Source organism: Pseudomonas sp. AK181 (genome assembly GCF_051122975.1).
Classification (GTDB): Bacteria; Pseudomonadota; Gammaproteobacteria; order Pseudomonadales; family Pseudomonadaceae; genus Aquipseudomonas; species Aquipseudomonas lactis.
Genome location: NZ_CP146348.1, coordinates 6,394,651 through 6,416,290, shown reverse-complemented (window position 1 = coordinate 6,416,290; position 21,640 = coordinate 6,394,651). Strand labels below are relative to the sequence as shown.

Annotated in this window: 2 protein-coding genes; one reads left to right on the top strand and one right to left on the bottom strand. The window is 57.7% G+C overall.

All coding sequences use genetic code 11. From position 1 onward, the window contains the following. Positions 1 to 17 precede the first annotated feature (17 nt). On the bottom strand, positions 18 to 19,931 hold the full coding sequence (locus V8689_RS29115) for a retention module-containing protein (protein WP_434520666.1): 19,914 nt from the start codon (positions 19,929 to 19,931) through the stop codon (positions 18 to 20). A 336-nt stretch (positions 19,932 to 20,267) separates the two neighbouring features. Here V8689_RS29115 and V8689_RS29110 point away from each other — a divergent pair, with 336 nt between their 5' ends. After that, positions 20,268 to 21,623 carry a TolC family outer membrane protein gene (locus V8689_RS29110; protein ID WP_032894249.1) on the top strand — a complete coding sequence of 452 codons (1,356 nt, stop codon included), beginning with the start codon at positions 20,268 to 20,270 and terminating at the stop codon, positions 21,621 to 21,623. Positions 21,624 to 21,640: the final 17 nt, after the last annotated feature.

The window sequence follows — 21,640 nt, the reverse complement described above, 5'->3', positions numbered from 1 at the left end:
GGCCGATTAATCGTGTCTTAAGTGTGGTCGATCTTGATGGTTGGGTCGGCACCACTGATCAGCGAGTTGATGCTGGTGTGGGACCAATCGTTGCCTTCCAGCTTGATCGTAACATCGGCATTGGCCAGGCCACCGGCGGCGTTGAGCTTGCCTTCACTGCTCACTTGCAGGGTCGACACGCCGTCTACCGTGGTGATCTTGAGGTAGTTGTCGATGGTGCTGTCGGTTTCACCTTTCAACAAATCACGCAGATCAATGCGGTCGCCTTCCGAGGCCTTGAAGTCCTTGATCACATCGTTGCCGATGTCGCCAGACTTCCACACAAAGGTGTCGGCACCCGAGCCACCGATCAGGATGTCGTTGCCCTGGCCGCCAATCAACGTGTCGTTACCCGTGCCACCCAGCAGGATGTCATTGCCTTTGCCGCCATCGAGCGTGTCGTTGCCGCCTTGGCCGAACAGGATGTCGTCGCCAGCGCCGCCCAGCAGTGTGTCGCCGGCATCTTTGGCGCCGGAGACGTCGAAGTCCACATAGTGCTCGGTGACGTACTGGTGAACGTTAGAAGCGGTTACCGCAGAGACAGCCACGCCAGTCTTCTGTGCGACAAAGGCCTGCAGTGCGTTGTAACCCTCGCCATTGATCCCGCTGAAGCTCACCAGGTCGCCGAACAGGATGTCATTGCCGTCGCCACCGTTGATGGTGTCTGCGCCCGGCAACGTCGCCTCGGTGTGGCCGAGGATGGCGTTGGCCAGGTCCTTCGGATCGATGTTGGTTTGCGGTTTGTTATCGCTGTCGTACGGCTTGAGGTCTTCAAGGCTGACAGCGCCGTTGATGCCGATGGCCTCCACTTGCGACAACCCGCCCAGCAGTGCAAAGGCGTTTTTGGAGTTGGTCACCGTTGCCGTGTCGGTGTCGTAACCCAAGCCGTCACGGTTAGACAGCTCGTAGGTACCGTCGCCCTGGGCGCGGACCGTGCCCAGATTGCTGGCTACCCACCACAAACCGTTCCAGGTCTGCAATTGAGCGGCGCCCGTAGTGCTAATGCTGAAGTAGTGCGTGTTGTCGATTTGACTGCCGAACGCTGTACCTGGTGTGTAGTTGGTCGCCGTCACGATACTGTCGAACTTGACGTTGGCATACAGCGTCGGGTTCGTCTGCTCGCCGCTCTGGTAATAGGTTGGCTTGCCGTCGGTGATGAAGTACGTCAGGTTGGTCGCGCCGGTATTTTGGGTCGCCAGGTCGCTCTTGAAGAAGTTGGCCGTGGTCTTGAACACGTCTTCGTAGTTGGTGCCGCCTTCCGATGCCATTGAGTCCAGTACGGCTTTGAGCTGATTCAGTGCATTGGAGTCATTGAGGTTGATAGCGACGGACTTGTTCACCTGAGTATCGAAGTCTGCCAGGAAGATATTCACCGTGCCCGAGGTGTTGGCGCCCAGGCTGTCCTTGAGCGAGTTGAACACCGACGTCAGCGAGGCCTTTGCCGCGTTGAGCGAGTCGGTACTCATGCTGCCGGAGCTGTCCACCATGAACGCGATGTTGTAGTTCTTGCCCTGCACCACGTTCAACCCGCCGATGTCGGCCACGACGATGTCGTTGCCATCGGTACCGTTGATGGTGTCGCTGCCAGACGTCCCGGTGACCGGGTTGTAGGTCGCCGGATGCACCGTGACGGGCAATTGCGCGGTGGTGGTCGCTGACCCGCCGATGCTCTCGGTGGACGTCGAGGTGACCGTCAGGTTGAACTGGCCGCTGTAGTAGGTCGGCGGCTTGATGGTCAGGGTGTTCAGGTCCCAGCCGGTGACATTCACTTCGCCCACGGTTTTACCCGCGGTAAAGGTGTGCCCAGACGCGTCGGTAAGCACCGAGCCTGCCGGAATGCCGCTGATCTTCACGTTCAGAGTTTCGGAGCCGTCGGTGTCGGTCAGCGCGGTGGTGACCTTGGACAGTTTAACGGTGCCGTTTTCCTGGCCTTCGTTGAGCTTGTAGCCCACGTAGTAACCGTCGCCGTTGCTGCCGTGCAGGTCGGACAAGGTTACGCCGGCGTTGGTCAGGTCGGTGATGCCGGTGTACAGCGGTACATTGCTGGTGCTCAAGTTCTGCACCGCACCGCCGTTGACCGACAGGTTGACGTCGAAGCTGCCAGGGCCGGCCTGGTTGGCCTGGTAGATCTCAAGGCTGTAGTAACCGCTGGTCGTCGGCGTGAACGAGCCGCTGAATTTGCCGCTGCTGGCACCCCACTGTCCGCTGGCGACGTCTTTGCCGCCAACGTTGACCACCAGGCTGTCATCGGCCACGCCGCTGAAGGTGTAGCTCTTGCCGGCTTCCATGTACATCAGGCCAGAGATCTTCGAACCCGAGCCTGGGTTAACGTTCTCGGTGGACTCGACGTTGGTGATGACCGCGGTGCTATTTGGCGTGCCAGCGTTATCAATGGCTTTTTTCAGGTCGGCCGGCGCGGCGCCGTTACCGTTGTTGCCCAGGCCCGAAATGCTGGTCCAGCTTTGCTTGACCAGGCCGGTCGAGTTGACGCTGTTGTCGGCCACGCTGAGGGTCGGTGCATCGGCCACTGGGGTGATATCGACTTTCACCGTGGCGCTGGTACCCAGGTCCTTGCCATCGGTTGGCTGGAACTTGAACTGCGCGTAATCCGCCTGCTTGTTACCCACACCGGTGCCGCCATAACCGTCGGCGCCGGACTCGTTGGCGTTCGGCGTAAAGCGCAGTTGGCCGCCGTCGATCTGGGCCTTGGTAAAGGTCTGGCCGCTGGTCACGTTGGTCCAGGTGCTGCCGTCCGCCGCCAGGTATTGCAGCTTGCCGGCCACCGGCAGCTCGGTGATTTTCACCCCGAGGCTGGCTTGTGGCGAGTCCACATCGCTCACGCCGAAGTTGGCCCAGGTCAAGGCCAGCGCGGTGTCTTCCGTACCGGTCACGGCACCGCCAGTGGCCACTGGCGCATCGTTGACCGCCACCACGTTGACGGTGGTGGTGGCCACGTTGGAGTAGTTGCCGCCATCGGTCACCGTCACGGTGATGGTGCGCGGCGTGGTGCTTGGGTCGTGGCTGTTGTTGGTGAACGTGATGTTCTGGATACGCTGCATGTAGTCAGCCAGCGTCGCGCTGCCGGACAACGTCAGGGTAATAGTGCCCGTCTGGTTGTTGGTGCTGACGCTGATGCCATTCACGCTATTGCCCAGGTTCAGGGCATCACCAGCCTGCGCGTTGGTCAGCGTGACCGTCGCGCCCGTCAGCAGTGTGCTGTCTGGGTCCGTGATCTTGATATCCGTGTCGGCGATCGACACGCCCGGCCCGGCGGTACCCTCGGTAAATGTCGTCTTGTAATCGGCACCCGTGGCGCCGCTGGAGTTGTTGGCATCCAGGTCGATCACCGGCGGCGCATCGTTGTCGAGGATGTTGGTGGTGACGGTGCCTTTGTCGATCACCAGGTTCTCGAAGTTGCCTCCGGTGACCTTGTCGATGGTGATAACGATCTGTTCCGTAGGCTCGGTGATCTTGTCGTCGAGCGTGCGGATATCAAACGGCACGCTGCTGGAGCCTGCCGGGATCTTCACGGTGTACACGCCGGTGAAGTCCGAACCGTCAGTGGCGGTGCCGCTGTATTTGAGCGTCACGGTCACGTCGGTTTGCGGCGGGTTGGTCAAGGTCAGGGTGTAGTGGGCGGTGCCACCTTCAGTGACCGAACCGTCGCCCGTGATGCTGATTTTGGTGTCCGTCACTACATCCGTAACCTTGGTGACCGCAGGGTTGCCGTCAACAATCAGATGCTCGTACTTGTCGCCACCGCTGACCACGCCGGTGATCTTGGCGCTGACATCATTGGCGCCGACATAGGCATCGTTCGGTGCGGTAGCCGTCGTGAAGCTGGTGGACTTGCCACTGCCAATGGTGATGGTCGAGCCGTTATCCAGCCTTACCACCAAGTCGGAGCCCACGTTGTTCACGGCTGCGCCGTTTTTGTCGACCAGGGACGCGGTGTAGACGATCTGCCCGCCTTCGCTGACCGAGCCGGTGGCCTTGAGCACCACGGTTACGTCGTCGATGGTGTCGTTGACGGTGGTCGTGGCGCCCGCAGGAGTGATGGTCACACCCTCGAAATTGCCGCCGGTGGTGCCGGTGATCTTGACGGTCTGGGTGCTCTTGTCGATGAACACGTCATCGGTAGGCGCCGGGACGGTCACCGTGCCTACGGTCTCACCTTGCTTGATGGTGATGCTCGAACCGTTGTCGAGCTGGACCAGCATGTCGCTGCCGGCCTTGTTGCTCAAGGTGGCGGTGTAGGTGATCTGGCCGCCTTCGTTGACCGCGGTCGGGGCGGTCAGGGTGAGGGTGGTCAAATCGGTGGTGCCCGGCGTGTCGGTGACAGTGGTGTTCACCGCCGTCGTGCCCGGCACCAGGTTCTCGAAATGCTCGCCGCCGGTCACGCCTTTGATGGCGGTGGTGACGGTTTGGTCGCCTTTGTAGACATCGTTTGGCGCAATGGTAGTGATGGAGCCACTCGACTGATTCACACCGATGGTGATGGTTTTGCCGTTGTCCAAGGTGACGGTCAGCGGGTTGGTGATGTTGGTCACCGGTGTGCCGTTTTTATCCACAAGGCTGGCGGTGTAGACGATGTTGCCGCCTTCGCCGACGGTGGTGGTGGCGGTCAGGACTACATCGACCTTGTCGATGGTGTCGTTGATGGTGGTGGTTGCGCCATTGCCTGCAACTTCGAGTTTTTCGAAGTTGCCGCCGGAAGTGTCAGTGATTTTGACGGTCTGGGTGCTCTTATCGATGAACACGTCATCGGTAGGGGCGGGCACGGTCACAGTGCCGACGGTCTCGCCGGCCTTGATGGTGATCGACGAACCGTTATCCAACTTCAGCGTTACATCAGTGCCAGCTTTGTTGGAGAGCGTTGCGGTGTATGTAATCTGCCCACCCTCGTTTGCCTGGGCTGGAGCCGTCAGCGTCACGGTGGTGGTGTTGTCGGTACCGGGGGTATCGGTGACAGTGGTGTTCACTGCCGTAGTGCCAGGCACCAGGTTCTCGAAATGCTCGCCGCCAGTCACGCCTTTGATGGCGGTGGTAACGGTTTGATCGCCCTTATAGACATCATCCGGCGCAATGGTAGTGATGGAGCCGCTCGACTGATTCACACCGATGGTGATGGTTTTGCCATTGTCCAAGGTGACGGTCAACGGGTTGGTGATGTTGGTCACCGGTGTGCCGTTTTTATCCACAAGGCTGGCGGTGTAGACGATGTTGCCGCCTTCGCCAACAGTGGTGGTGGCGGTCAGGACTACATCAACTTTGTCGATGGTGTCTTTGATGGTGGTGGTTGCGCCATTGCCTGCAACTTCGAGTTTTTCGAAGTTGCCGCCGGAAGTGTCAGTGATTTTGACGGTCTGGGTGCTCTTATCGATGAACACGTCATCGGTAGGCGCGGGCACGGTTACGGTGCCAACAGTTTCGCCAGCCTTGATGGTGATCGACGAACCGTTATCCAACTTCAGCGTTACATCAGTGCCAGCTTTGTTGGAGAGCGTTGCGGTGTATGTAATCTGCCCACCCTCGTTTGCCTGGGCTGGAGCCGTCAGCGTCACGGTGGTGGTGTTGTCGGTACCGGGGGTATCGGTGACAGTGGTGTTCACTGCCGTAGTGCCAGGCACCAGGTTCTCGAAATGCTCGCCGCCGGTCACGCCTTTGATGGCGGTGGTAACGGTTTGATCGCCCTTATAGACATCATCCGGCGCAATGGTAGTGATGGAGCCGCTCGACTGACTCACACCGATGGTGATGGTTTTGCCATTGTCCAAGGTGACGGTCAACGGGTTGGTGATGTTGGTCACCGGTGTGCCGTTTTTATCCACAAGGCTGGCGGTGTAGACGATGTTGCCGCCTTCGCCAACAGTGGTGGTGGCGGTCAGGACTACATCAACTTTGTCGATGGTGTCGTTGATGGTGGTGGTTGCGCCATTGCCTGCAACTTCGAGTTTTTCGAAGTTGCCGCCGGAAGTGTCAGTGATTTTGACGGTCTGAGTGCTCTTGTCGATGAACACGTCATCGGTAGGCGCGGGCACGGTTACGGTGCCGACGGTTTCGCCAGCCTTGATCGTGATCGACGAACCGTTATCCAACTTCAGCGTTACATCAGTGCCAGCTTTGTTGGAGAGCGTGGCGGTGTACGTAATCTGCCCACCTTCGTTAACAGCGTTAGGCGCTGTCAGCGTCACAGTAGTGGTGTTGTCGGTACCTGGTGTGTCCGTGACAGTGGTGTTCACCGCCGTAGTACCCGGCACCAGATTTTCAAAGTGCTCGCCACCGGTCACACCCTTGATAGCGGTGGTGACAGTTTGGTCGCCCTTGTACACGTCATCAGGAGCAAGAACCGAAACGCTACCGCTCGACTGATTTACACCGATGGTGATGGTTTTGCCGTTATCCAAGGTGACGGTCAGCGGGTTGGTGATGTTGGTCACCGGCGCGCCGTTTTTATCCACAAGGCTGGCGGTGTAAACGATATTGCCGCCTTCGCCAACGGTGGTAGTGGCGGTCAGAACAACATCGACCTTGTCGATGGTGTCGTTGATCGTGGTCGTTGCGCCATTGCCTGCAACTTCCAGTTTTTCGAAGTTGCCGCCGGAAGCGTCGGTGATCTTGACGGTCTGAGTGCTCTTATCGATGAACACGTCATCGGTCGGCGCGGGCACGGTTACGGTGCCGACGGTTTCGCCAGCCTTGATCGTGATCGACGAACCGTTATCCAACTTCAGCGTTACATCAGTGCCAGCTTTGTTGGAGAGCGTGGCGGTGTACGTAATCTGCCCACCTTCGTTAACAGCGTTAGGCGCTGTCAGCGTCACAGTAGTGGTGTTGTCGGTACCTGGTGTGTCCGTGACAGTGGTGTTCACCGCCGTAGTACCCGGCACCAGATTTTCAAAGTGCTCGCCACCGGTCACACCCTTGATAGCGGTGGTGACAGTTTGGTCGCCCTTGTACACGTCATCAGGAGCAAGAACCGAAACGCTACCGCTCGACTGATTCACACCGATGGTGATGGTTTTGCCGTTATCCAAGGTGACGGTCAGCGGGTTGGTGATGTTGGTCACCGGCGCGCCGTTTTTATCCACAAGGCTGGCGGTGTAAACGATATTGCCGCCTTCGCCAACGGTGGTAGTGGCGGTCAGAACAACATCGACCTTGTCGATGGTGTCGTTGATCGTGGTGGTCGCACCGTTGCCTGCAACTTCCAGTTTTTCGAAGTTGCCGCCAGTAGTCTCAGTAATCTTGACGGTCTGGGTGCTCTTATCGATAAACACGTCATCGGTAGGCGCGGGCACAGTCACGGTGCCAACAGTGTCGCCGGCCTTGATGGTGATCGACGAGCCGTTATCCAGCTTCAAGGTGACGTCAGTACCGGCCTTGTTGCTCAAGGTTGCCGTGTAGGTGATCTGACCACCTTCATTAACGGCACTTGGTGCAGTCAGTGTCACAGTCGTGGTGTTGTCTGTACCCGGGGTGTCCGTAACGGTGGTGTTCACCGCCGTAGTGCCCGGTACCAGATTCTCGAAATGCTCGCCGCCGGTTACGCCTTTGATGGCGGTAGTGACAGTTTGATCGCCCTTGTACACATCATCCGGCGCGATGGTGGTGATAGAGCCACTCGACTGATTTACCCCGATGGTTATGGTCTTGCCGTTGTCCAAAGTCACGGTCAACGGATTGGTGATGTTAGTCACCGGCGCACCGTTTTTATCCACAAGGCTAGCGGTGTAGACGATGTTGCCGCCTTCGCCAACGGTGTTGGTGGCGGTCAGAACTACATCCACCTTGTCGATGGTGTCGTTGATCGTGGTGGTCGCACCGTTGCCTGCAACTTCCAGTTTTTCGAAGTTGCCGCCGGAAGCGTCGGTGATCTTGACGGTTTGGGTGCTCTTGTCGATGAAGACGTCATCGGTAGGCGCTGGCACGGTCACAGTGCCGACGGTATCGCCAGCTTTGATAGTGATCGAAGAACCGTTGTCCAACTTCAACGTAACGTCAGTGCCCGCTTTGTTGGAAAGTGTGGCGGTGTACGTAATTTGACCACCTTCGTTCACTGCGCTAGGCGCGGTTAGCGTGACCGTCGTGGTGTTGTCAGTGCCGGGGGTATCTGTGACGGTGGTGTTTACCGCCGCAGTGCCCGGTACCAGGTTTTCAAAGTGCTCGCCACCGGTTACGCCTTTGATAGCGGTGGTGACAGTTTGGTCGCCCTTGTACACATCATCCGGCGCGATGGTGGTGATAGAGCCACTCGACTGATTCACCCCAATGGTGATGGTCTTGCCGTTATCGAGGGTGACGGTCAGCGGATTGGTGATGTTAGTCACCGGCGCACCGTTTTTATCCACAAGGCTGGCGGTGTAAACGATGTTGCCGCCTTCGCCAACGGTGGTGGTGGCGGTCAGAACCACATCGACCTTGTCGATGGTGTCGTTGATCGTGGTAGTCGCACCGTTGCCTGCAACTTCCAGTTTTTCGAAGTTGCCGCCGGAAGCGTCGGTGATCTTGACCGTCTGCGTGCTCTTGTCGATAAACACGTCATCGGTAGGTGCAGGCACGGTCACGGTGCCGACGGTTTCGCCAGCTTTGATGGTGATGCTTGAACCGTTGTCGAGTTTCAGCGTCACGTCGGTGCCGGCCTTGTTGCTCAAGGTCGCGGTGTACGTGATCTGGCCGCCTTCGTTAACGACACTTGGCGCTGTCAGCGTAACGGTGGTGGTGTTATCGGTACCCGGGGTGTCCGTAACGGTGGTGTTCACCGCGGTAGTGCCCGGCACCAGGTTCTCGAAATGCTCGCCGCCGGTCACGCCTTTGATGGCGGTAGTGACGGTTTGATCACCTTTGTACACATCATCCGGTGCGAGGGTGGTGATAGAGCCGCTCGACTGATTTACGCCGATAGTGATGGTCTTGCCGTTATCCAAGGTGACGGTCAACGGGTTGGTGATGTTAGTCACCGGCGCACCGTTTTTATCCACAAGGCTGGCGGTGTAAACGATATTGCCACCTTCGCCAACGGTGGTAGTGGCGGTCAGGACTACATCGACTTTATCTATGGTGTCGTTGATCGTGGTCGTTGCGCCGTTGCCTGCCACTTCGAGTTTTTCGAAGTTGCCGCCGGAAGCGTCCGTAATCTTGACGGTCTGGGTGCTCTTATCGATGAACACGTCATCGGTAGGAGCGGGCACGGTCACAGTACCGACGGTCTCGCCAGCTTTGATAGTGATCGACGAGCCGTTATCCAGCTTCAAGGTGACGTCAGTACCGGCCTTGTTGCTCAAGGTCGCGGTGTAGGTGATCTGGCCGCCTTCGTTAACGGCACTTGGCGCAGTCAGCGTAACCGTGGTTGTGTTATCGGTGCCTGGGGTATCCGTAACGGTGGTGTTCACCGCCGTAGTACCCGGCACCAGATTTTCAAAGTGCTCGCCGCCGGTTACGCCTTTGATAGCAGTAGTGACGGTCTGGTCGCCTTTGTAAACATCATCAGGAGCAAGAACCGAAACGCTACCGCTCGATTGGTTTACGCCAATGGTGATGGTCTTGCCGTTGTCTAGGGTCACGGTCAGCGGATTGGTGATGTTGGTCACCGGTGCGCCGTTCTTATCTACAAGGCTGGCGGTGTAAACGATGTTGCCGCCTTCACCGACGGTGGTAGTGGCGGTCAGGACCACATCAACTTTGTCGATAGTGTCGTTGATCGTGGTCGTTGCGCCGTTGCCTGCCACTTCGAGTTTTTCGAAGTTGCCGCCGGAAGCGTCGGTGATCTTGACGGTCTGAGTGCTCTTATCGATGAACACGTCATCGGTAGGAGCGGGCACGGTCACAGTACCGACGGTCTCGCCAGCTTTGATAGTGATCGACGAGCCGTTATCCAGCTTCAAGGTGACGTCAGTACCGGCCTTGTTGCTCAAGGTCGCGGTGTAGGTGATCTGGCCACCCTCATTCGCTTCGGTCGGAGCTGTCAGCGTTACGGTAGTGGTGTTATCGGTGCCCGGTGTATCAGTAACGGTGGTGTTAACCGGGGTAGTACCAGGCACTAGGTTCTCGAAATGCTCGCCGCCGGTCACATCCTTGATAGCGGTGGTGACGGTTTGATCGCCTTTATAGACATCATCAGGAGCAAGAACCGAAACACTACCGCTAGTCTGGTTTACGCCGATGGTGATGGTCTGGCCGTTATCCAAGGTGACGGTCAACGGGTTGGTGATGTTAGTCACCGGCGCACCGTTTTTATCCACAAGGCTGGCGGTGTAGACGATGTTGCCGCCTTCACCAACGGTGGTAGTGGCGGTCAGAACCACATCGACTTTGTCGATGGTGTCATTAATCGTAGTGGTCGCGCCGCTGCCTGCGACTTCGAGTTTTTCGAAGTTGCCGCCGGAAGCGTCAGTGATTTTGACGGTCTGGGTGCTCTTATCGATAAACACGTCATCGGTAGGCGCAGGCACGGTTACGGTGCCAACCGTGTCGCCAGCCTTGATGGTGATGCTTGAACCGTTGTCGAGTTTCAGCGTTACGTCAGTGCCCGCTTTGTTGGAGAGCGTGGCGGTGTACGTAATCTGCCCACCTTCGTTAACAGCGTTGGGCGCTGTCAGCGTCACAGTAGTGGTGTTGTCGGTGCCCGGTGTATCCGTAACGGTGGTGTTCACCGCCGTAGTACCAGGCACTAGATTTTCAAAGTGCTCGCCGCCGGTCACACCCTTGATGGCGGTGGTGACGGTCTGGTCGCCTTTGTACACATCATCCGGCGCGATGGTAGTGATGGAGCCGCTCGACTGATTTACACCAATGGTGATGGTCTTGCCGTTGTCCAAGGTGACGGTCAACGGATTGGTGATGTTAGTCACCAGCGCGCCGTTTTTATCCACAAGGCTGGCGGTGTAGACGATATTGCCGCCCTCTCCAACGGTGGTAGTGGCGGTCAGAACCACATCGACTTTGTCGATGGTGTCGTTGATGGTGGTGGTCGCGCCGCTGCCTGCAACTTCCAGTTTTTCGAAGTTGCCGCCAGTGGTTTCGGTGATCTGTACGGTCTGGGTGCTCTTGTCGATGAACACATCATCGGTAGGCGCAGGCACGGTTACGGTGCCGACGGTTTCGCCAGCCTTGATCGTGATCGACGAACCGTTATCCAACTTCAGCGTTACATCAGTGCCAGCTTTGTTGGAAAGCGTGGCGGTGTACGTAATCTGTCCACCCTCGTTTGCTTCGGCCGGAGCCGTCAGCGTTACGGTGGTCGTGTTATCGGTGCCTGGGTTATCGGTAACAGTGGTATTCACTGCCGTAGTGCCAGGGACCAAGTTCTCGAAATGCTCGCCGCCGGTCACGCCTTTGATAGCCGTGGTGACGGTCTGGTCGCCCTTGTACACATCATCCGGCGCTACGGTTGTGATGGAGCCGCTCGACTGATTCACACCGATGGTGATGGTCTTGCCATTGTCCAACGTCACGGTCAGCGGGTTGGTGATGTTGGTCACCGGCGCGCCGTTCTTATCCACAAGGCTGGCGGTGTAGACGATGTTGCCGCCTTCACCAACGGTGGTGGTGGCCGTCAGGACCACATCAACCTTGTCGATGGTGTCGTTGATCGTGGTCGTTGCGCCGTCGCCTGCCACTTCCAGTTTTTCGAAGTTGCCGCCAGCGGTTTCGGTGATCTTGACCGTCTGGCTGCTCTTATCGATGAACACATCATCGGTAGGCGCTGGCACGGTCACGGTGCCAACAGTGTCGCCCGCTTTGATGGTGATCGACGAGCCGTTATCCAGCTTCAAGGTGACGTCAGTACCGGCCTTGTTGCTCAAGGTCGCGGTGTAGGTGATCTGACCACCTTCGTTAACGGCATTTGGCGCAGTCAACGTGACAGTCGTAGTGTTATCGGTACCCGGTGTGTCAGTCACAGTCGTGGTGACTTTATCAGTCCCTGGAACCAGATTTTCAAAGTGCTCGCCACCGGTCACGCCTTGGATGGCGGTAGTGACAGTCTGATCACCTTTGTAGACGTCATCCGGTGCAAGAACCGACACGCTAGCGCTCGATTGGTTTACGCCAATGGTGATGGTTTGGCCGTTATCCAGAGTCACGGTCAGCGGGTTGGTGATGTTGGTCACCGGCGCGCCGTTTTTATCCACAAGGCTGGCGGTGTAGACGATGTTGCCGCCTTCGCCAACGGTGGTGGTGGCCGTCAGGACCACATCTACCTTGTCGATAGTGTCGTTGATGGTGGTGGTCGCGCCGTTGCCTGCTACTTCGAGTTTTTCGAAGTTGCCACCAGTAGTCTCAGTGATCTTGACCGTCTGGGTGCTCTTATCGATGAACACGTCATCGGTAGGCGCGGGCACGGTTACGGTGCCGACGGTTTCGCCAGCCTTGATGGTGATCGACGAGCCGTTATCCAGCTTCAGCGTTACATCCGTGCCCGCTTTATTGGAAAGCGTGGCGGTGTAAGTGATCTGACCACCTTCGTTTGCTTCGGACGGCGCCGTCAGAGTCACGGTGGTGGTGTTGTCGGTACCGGGGGTATCGGTGACAGTGGTGTTCACCGCCGTAGTACCCGGCACCAGGTTTTCAAAGTGGTCACCGCCGGTCACGCCTTTGATAGCGGTGGTAACGGTTTGATCGCCTTTGTACACATCGTCTGGCGCTAGGGTGGTGATAGAGCCGCTCGACTGATTCACACCGATGGTGATGGTCTTGCCGTTATCCAAGGTGACGGTCAACGGGTTGGTGATGTTAGTCACCGGCGCACCGTTTTTACCCACAAGGCTAGCGGTGTAGACGATATTGCCGCCTTCGCCGACGGTGGTGGTGGCCGTCAGGACCACATCAACCCTGTCGATCGTGTCGTTGATCGTGGTCGTTGCGCCGTTGCCCGCAACTTCCAATTTTTCGAAGTTGCCGCCAGTGGTCTCGGTGATCTGGACGGTCTGGGTGCTTTTGTCGATGAACACGTCATCGCTAGGCGCAGGGACAGTCACAGTGCCAACGGTCTCGCCAGCCTTGATCGTGATCGAAGAGCCGTTATCCAGCTTCAAGGTGACGTCAGTACCGGCCTTGTTGCTCAAGGTCGCGGTGTAAGTGATCTGCCCACCTTCGTTCGCCTCGCTCGGCGCTGTCAGCGTAACGGTGGTGGTGTTATCGGTGCTCGGTGTGTCCGTAACGGTGGTGTTCACCGCGGTAGTACCAGGCACCAGGTTCTCGAAATGCTCGCCGCCGGTCACGCCTTTGATGGCGGTGGTGACGGTCTGATCGCCCTTGTAAACGTCATCAGGAGCAAGAACCGAAACGCTACCGTTCGATTGGTTTACGCCGATGGTGATGGTCTGGCCGTTATCCAAAGTCACGGTCAACGGGTTGGTGATGTTAGTCACCGCTGCGCCATTTTTATCCACAAGGCTGGCGGTGTAGACGATATTGCCGCCTTCGCCAACGGTGGTAGTGGCCGTCAGAACTACATCCACCTTGTCGATGGTGTCGTTGATCGTGGTGGTCGCACCGTTGCCCGCAACTTCCAGTTTTTCGAAGTTGCCGCCAGTGGTCTCAGTGATCTGGACGGTCTGGGTGCTTTTGTCGATGAACACGTCATCGGTAGGCGCAGGCACGGTCACAGTGCCAACAGTGTCGCCGGCCTTGATGGTGATCGACGAGCCGTTATCCAGCTTCAAGGTAACGTCAGTACCGGCCTTGTTGCTCAAGGTCGCGGTGTAGGTGATCTGACCACCTTCGCTCGCCTCGGTCGGAGCCGTCAGCGTCACGGTAGTGGTGTTATCGGTGCCCGGTGTATCAGTAACGGTGGTGTTAACCGGGGTAGTACCTGGAACCAGATTTTCGAAATGCTCGCCGCCGGTCACGCCTTTGATAGCGGTGGTGACAGTTTGATCGCCCTTGTACACATCATCCGGCGCGATGGTGGTGATAGAGCCGCTCGACTGATTTACGCCGATAGTGATGGTCTTGCCGTTGTCCAAGGTAACGGTCAGCGGATTAGTGATGTTAGTCACCGGCGCACCGTTTTTATCCACAAGGCTAGCGGTGTAGACGATGTTGCCGCCTTCGCCAACAGTGTTGGTGGCAGTCAAAACCACATCAACCTTGTCGATGGTGTCGTTGATCGTGGTCGTTGCGCCGTTGCCTGCGACTTCCAGTTTTTCGAAGTTGCCGCCAGTGGTCTCGGTGATCTGGACAGTCTGCGTGCTCTTATCGATGAACACGTCATCGGTAGGCGCAGGTACGGTCACAGTGCCAACAGTGTCGCCAGCCTTGATCGTGATGCTTGAACCGTTGTCGAGTTTCAGCGTTACGTCAGTGCCCGCTTTGTTGGAAAGCGTGGCGGTGTACGTAATCTGTCCACCCTCATTCGCTTCGGTCGGAGCTGTCAGCGTTACGGTAGTGGTGTTATCGGTACCCGGTGTATCAGTAACGGTGGTGTTAACCGGTGTAGTACCTGGAACCAGATTTTCAAAGTGCTCGCCGCCGGTCACACCCTTGATAGCGGTGGTGACGGTTTGATCGCCTTTATAGACATCATCAGGAGCAAGAACCGAAACGCTACCGCTAGTCTGGTTGACGCCGATGGTGATGGTCTGGCCGTTATCCAAGGTGACGGTCAACGGGTTGGTGATGTTAGTCACCGGCGCACCGTTCTTATCCACAAGGCTGGCGGTGTAAACGATATTGCCGCCTTCGCCAACGGTGGTGGTGGCTGTCAGGACAACATCGACTTTATCGATGGTGTCATTGATCGTAGTGGTCGCGCCGCTGCCTGCGACTTCCAGTTTTTCGAAGTTGCCACCAGTGGTCTCGGTGATCTGAACGGTTTGCGTGCTCTTATCGATGAACACGTCATCGGTAGGCGCAGGGACGGTCACGGTGCCAACGGTCTCGCCAGCCTTGATTGTGATCGACGAGCCGTTATCCAGCTTCAAGGTGACGTCGGTACCGGCCTTGTTGCTCAAGGTCGCGGTGTACGTAATCTGACCACCCTCGCTCGCCTCGGTTGGAGCCGTCAGCGTCACGGTAGTGGTGTTATCGGTGCCCGGTGTATCAGTCACAGTTGTGGTGACGTTATCGGTACCTGGGACCAGGTTTTCGAAGTGTTCGCCGCCGGTCACGCCTTTGATAGCGGTGGTGACAGTTTGATCGCCCTTATACACATCATCCGGCGCGATGGTGGTGATAGAGCCACTCGACTGATTCACACCAATGGTGATGGTCTTGCCATTATCCAAGGTGACGGTCAACGGATTGGTGATGTTGGTCACCGGTGCGCCGTTTTTATCCACAAGGCTGGCGGTGTAGACGATATTGCCGCCTTCGCCGACGGTGGTAGTGGCGGTCAGGACCACATCCACTTTGTCGATGGTGTCGTTGATCGTGGTGGTGGCGCCGCTGCCTGCTACTTCGAGTTTTTCGAAGTTGCCGCCGGAAGCATCAGTAATCTTGACGGTCTGAGTGCTCTTGTCGATGAACACGTCATCGGTAGGCGCAGGGACGGTCACGGTGCCAACGGTCTCGCCAGCCTTGATGGTGATCGACGAGCCGTTATCCAGCTTCAAGGTGACGTCGGTACCGGCCTTGTTGCTCAAGGTCGCGGTGTACGTAATCTGACCACCCTCGCTCGCCTCGGTTGGAGCCGTCAGCGTCACGGTAGTGGTGTTATCGGTGCCCGGTGTATCAGTCACAGTTGTGGTGACGTTATCGGTACCTGGGACCAGGTTTTCGAAGTGTTCGCCGCCGGTCACGCCTTTGATAGCGGTGGTGACAGTTTGATCGCCCTTATACACATCATCCGGCGCGATGGTGGTGATAGAGCCACTCGACTGATTCACACCAATGGTGATGGTCTTGCCATTATCCAAGGTGACGGTCAGCGGATTGGTGATGTTGGTCACCGATGCGCCGTTTTTATCCACAAGGCTGGCGGTGTAGACGATATTGCCGCCTTCGCCGACGGTGGTAGTGGCGGTCAGGACAACATCGACCTTGTCGATAGTGTCGTTGATCGTGGTGGTTGCGCCATTACCTGCGACTTCCAGTTTTTCGAAGTTGCCACCAGTGGTCTCGGTGATCTGAACGGTCTGCGTGCTCTTATCGATAAACACGTCATCGGTAGGTGCAGGCACGGTTACGGTGCCGACGGTCTCGCCGGCCTTGATGGTGATCGAAGAGCCGTTATCCAACTTCAGCGTGACGTCAGTACCGGCCTTATTGCTCAAGGTCGCGGTGTAGGTGATCTGACCGCCTTCATTAACGGCACTTGGCGCAGTCAGCGTAACCGTGGTTGTGTTATCGGTGCCTGGGGTATCCGTAACGGTGGTGTTCACCGCCGTCGTGCCAGGGACCAGATTTTCAAAGTGGTCGCCGCCGGTCACACCCTTGATGGCGGTGGTGACGGTCTGGTCGCCTTTGTACACATCATCCGGCGCGATGGTGGTGATAGAGCCACTCGACTGATTCACACCGATGGTGATGGTCTTGCCGTTGTCCAAGGTGACGGTCAGCGGATTGGTGATGTTGGTCACCGGCGCACCGTTTTTATCCACAAGGCTAGCGGTGTAGACGATATTGCCGCCTTCACCAACGGTAGTGGTCGCCGTCAGCACCACATCAACCTTGTCGATGGTGTCGTTGATCGTGGTGGTTGCGCCGTTGCCTGCAACTTCCAGTTTTTCGAAGTTGCCGCCGGAAGCGTCGGTGATCTTGACGGTCTGAGTGCTCTTATCGATGAACACGTCATCGGTAGGCGCAGGCACGGTCACAGTACCGACGGTGTCGCCAGCCTTGATGGTGATCGAAGAGCCGTTATCCAACTTCAGCGTTACATCAGTACCGGCTTTGTTGCTCAAGGTCGCGGTATAGGTGATCTGGCCACCCTCATTCGCTTCGGTCGGAGCTGTCAGCGTTACGGTAGTGGTGTTATCGGTGCCCGGTGTATCAGTAACGGTGGTGTTAACCGGTGTAGTACCTGGAACCAGATTTTCAAAGTGCTCGCCGCCGGTCACGCCTTTGATAGCCGTGGTGACGGTCTGGTCGCCCTTGTACACATCATCAGGAGCCAGAACCGAAACGCTACTGCTCGATTGGTTTACGCCGATGGTGATGGTCTGGCCGTTATCCAAAGTCACGGTCAACGGGTTGGTGATGTTAGTCACCGGCGCGCCGTTCTTATCCACAAGGCTAGCGGTGTAGACGATGTTGCCGCCTTCGCCAACGGTGGTGGTGGCCGTCAGGACCACATCTACCTTGTCGATAGTGTCGTTGATGGTGGTGGTTGCGCCGCTGCCTGCGACTTCGAGTTTTTCGAAGTTGCCGCCAGTAGTCTCAGTGATCTTGACCGTCTGGGTGCTCTTATCGATAAACACGTCATCGGTAGGCGCAGGCACGGTCACAGTGCCAACGGTGTCGCCAGCCTTGATAGTGATCGAAGAGCCGTTATCCAGCTTCAACGTGACGTCAGTACCGGCCTTGTTGCTCAAGGTCGCGGTGTAAGTGATCTGACCACCTTCGCTCGCCTCGGACGGAGCCGTCAGCGTTACGGTAGTAGTGTTATCGGTACCCGGTGTATCAGTAACGGTGGTGTTAACCGGCGTAGTACCTGGAACCAGATTTTCAAAGTGCTCGCCGCCGGTCACACCCTTGATAGCAGCAGTGACGGTCTGATCGCCTTTATAAATATCGTCTGGCGCCACGGTAGTAACGGTGCCGCTGGATTGGTTAACACCGATGGTAATGGTCTGACCGTTATCCAAAGTGACGGTCAACGGGTTGGTGATGTTAGTCACCGGCGCGCCGTTCTTATCCACAAGGCTAGCGGTGTAGACGATATTGCCGCCTTCACCAACGGTAGTGGTCGCCGTCAGCACCACATCAACTTTGTCGAGGGTGTCGTTGATCGTCGTTGTTGCGCCATTGCCTGCAACTTCCAATTTCTCGAAGTTGCCGCCAGAGGTCTCAGTGATCTGAACGGTCTGCGTGCTCTTGTCGATGAACACGTCATCGGTAGGCGCAGGCACAGTCACGGTGCCAACAGTGTCGCCAGCCTTGATCGTGATCGACGAACCGTTATCCAACTTCAGCGTTACATCAGTGCCTGCTTTGTTGGAAAGCGTTGCGGTATACGTAACCTGACCACCTTCGTTCGCCTCGGTTGGCGCTGTCAGCGTCACAGTGGTGGTGTCGATCGAATCGGTAATGGTGGTAATCGCTGGCGTGGTGCTCGGCACCAGGCTCTCGAAATTGCCGCCAGTCGCGCTCGTGATCGTCGTACTGACGGTGCTGCCGTTGACGTAGACATCATTAGCCGGCGTATCAACGACAACGCTACCCGCCGACTCACCGGCCTTGATGGTGATCACCGAGCCATTGCTCAAGGTGACGTTCACCGGCGTCTGCGCCGGGTTGGTCAGGGTGGCGGTGTAGGTGATCTGGCCGCCTTCAGTCACGGTCGAACCTGCGGTCAGAGTGACCGTGGTGGTATCGATCGAATCGGTAATGGTGGTGACCGCAGGCGTGGTATTCGGTACCAGATTCTCGAAGTTACCGCCCGTTGTACCGGTGATCGTGGTGCTGACGGTCGAGCCATTGTTGTAGACATCGTTAGCCGGTGTATCAACCACAACGCTGCCTGTCGACTCACCGGCCTTGATGGTGATCACCGAGCCATTGCTCAAAGTGACGTTCACCGGCGTCTGCGCCGGGTTGGTCAGGGTGGCGGTGTAGGTGATCTGGCCGCCTTCAGTCACGGTCGAACCTGCGGTCAGAGTGACCGTGGTGGTGTCGATCGAATCGGTAATGGTGGTGACCGCAGGCGTGGTATTCGGTACCAGATTCTCGAAGTTACCGCCCGTTGCGCCCGTGATCGTGGTGCTGACAGTCGAGCCATTGTTGTAGACATCGTTAGCCGGTGTATCAACCACAACGCTACCCGTCGACTCACCGGCCTTGATGGTGATCACCGAGCCATTGCTCAAAGTGACGTTCACCGGCGTTTGCGCCGGGTTGGTCAGGGTGGCGGTGTAAGTGATCTGCCCGCCTTCGGTTACGGTCGAGCCAGCGGTCAAGGTGACCGTGGTGGTGTCGATGGTGTCGGTGATCTGCGTCACGGCCGGGTTAGGGTCGATGGTCAATACCAGGTTGCCGCCGCCGCTGGTGCCGGTAACGCCCACGCTGATCTGGCTCGGGTCGTTGTAGGGGGTGTCGTTAGGGGCCAGAGGAACGTTGACCGTACCGGTCAGTTGGCCGGACGGGATGGTAATCACCGCGCCATTGGACAAGGTGACGGTCAGGTCGCTGGTGGAGGGCCTGGTCACGGTGGCGGTGTAGGTCAGCACACCACCGGCTTCGGTGATGGTGGGCGTTGCGCTCACGGACAGGGTCGACGGCTGCAGCACCAAGTTGCCCGCGTCAGCGGAGCCTGGGGCGCCGGTCAGCGCGTTGAGAGCCGAAGTACCTTGGCCAAGCGTGCCGGTTGGAAAACCGATGGTCGGATCGACGCGGCCGGCGGTCGCATCCAGCACCACGAAGCTATGGCCACCCCCGGCGGCACCGTTACCGGCAGCGTTTGCGCCAGCTGCGGTGGCTTCCAGGTCGGTGGTCGGGTCAGCGCCGGCGGCGATGGCTTGTTGCAACTCGGCCACCGATGGCGCGGCTTGCTCGCTGGCCGCTGCCAGGTCGGCGGTGGAGTCCGGCATATCGGCGCTCCACTGGGTGTCACGGCCCAGGTCCAGGATGCGGCCGTCGGCCAGCTCCAGGCTCACGGCGCCCGACATACCGGTGTCGATCTGGTCACCCGCGAACAAGCGATCACCTTCAACGAGAACGCGGCGAGCACCTTCCGGAGAAATTACGAAAACTTGACCAACAATGCTTTTGACGATGGCAACAACACTGCTCATTAAAATTTTCTCCGGCGATCCGTTTCGACAAATCCATTTCGCAGCACGCTATTAGCGCTGCCAATCTGGGGGCGTAGTCTATAAATGCATTGACGTCAAATATTTGGCTGGATTTTTTAGCTATCTAGTTTGTGCCAAACTATTGACCTTATGGTCGCCATCCTAAACAATCGGCCTAGTAATGTCACATTGATATTTATGCGGCGAACCGTCCTACATGTGTGAAGCAGTTCCGCTTTTTGAACTTTCCGACGTACGGTCATTACGGTAGCCATTATCCGACGCAGCGGTGCCAATCGCTGTGATTTGAGACAAGAAGTCTTGGGGAATTTTTAAATGCGTCTGCACCTGTTCAAGGCAATACCGTTCGCTCTCGCCGCCAGTTTCGTACAAGCCCAGACACTGCCCCAAGCCATGCAACAGGCATTGGACGTACACCCGGAAATTCAGGCGGGTGTTAACAGCCGCATCGCCGCCGATTACCAATTGCGCGCCGCACAAGGTGGCTACCTGCCGCGTGTCGACCTGAACGCCGGTTACGGCCGCCAAGGAACCGACAACGCCACCACCCGCGCCAACAACCCAGGCGGCAATCACTGGGACACGCTCAACCGCGGCGAATCCAGCCTGCGCCTGCAGCAAATGATTTTTGACGGTTTCGCCACCTCCAGCGAAGTCGGGCGTCAACAAGCCAACGTTAATTCCCGCGCTTACTCCTTGCTCGGTACTTCCGAGCGCACCGCGCTGACCGTTGCCCAGGTTTACCTGGAAGTATTGACCCGCCGTGAATTCGTGCGCCTGGCCGAAGACAACCTGCGCAACCACGAGCGCATCTACGACCAGATCAAGTTGCGCACCCAGCGTGGCGTTGGCAACGGTGCCGACCAGGACCAGGCCGAAGCGCGCCTGGCCCAGGCCCGCAACAACTTGATCACCGAGCAGACCAACCTGGCCGACGCGCAGGTCAACTACCTCAGCGCCGTCGGCCAGATGCCCGACGAACTCGAGCGTCCGGCCCCGTTCATGGCCATGCTGCCGGCAGACCTGAACGAAGCGCGCCGCCAGATGCTCGACAACAGCCCGGTGCTGCGTTCGGCCGAGTCGGATATCTCTGCCGCCGAGAAGCAGTACGACGCCGCCAAATCCACGTTCTACCCACGCTTTGACGCTGAACTGGGCACCAACGCCGACAACAATGTCTCCGGTGACCCCAACCACAGCAATGGCTGGGAAGCCATGGTGCGCATGCGCTTCAACCTGTTCGCCGGTGGCAGCAACAAGGCCGACCTGCAATCGAAGTCCTACCAGGCCAACCAGGCACTCGACATCCGCAACAACGCCTTGCGCCAACTCAATGAAGAGCTAGGCTTGGCTTGGAACGCCCTGAACAACGCCAACGCGCAATTGCCGGTCGCCCAGCAGTACGTGGATCACAGCACCCGCGTACGCACGTCCTACCAGCAACAGTTCAGCCTTGGTCAACGTACTCTGTTGGATTTGCTCGACAGCGAGAATGAATTGTTCACTGCTTCCCGCCGCCTGGAAGAAATCAAGAACATTCAGTTATTTACTCAGTACCGAATCAAGGCGACCATGGGCGAATTGCTCAAGAGCCAGGGAGTGGTTGCACCAATGGCCTCCGTCGTGCAGAACGACGTGAAACCTAAAGTCCAACTGCCTGGGATGAATTGAGCCACCCCAATAGCCCC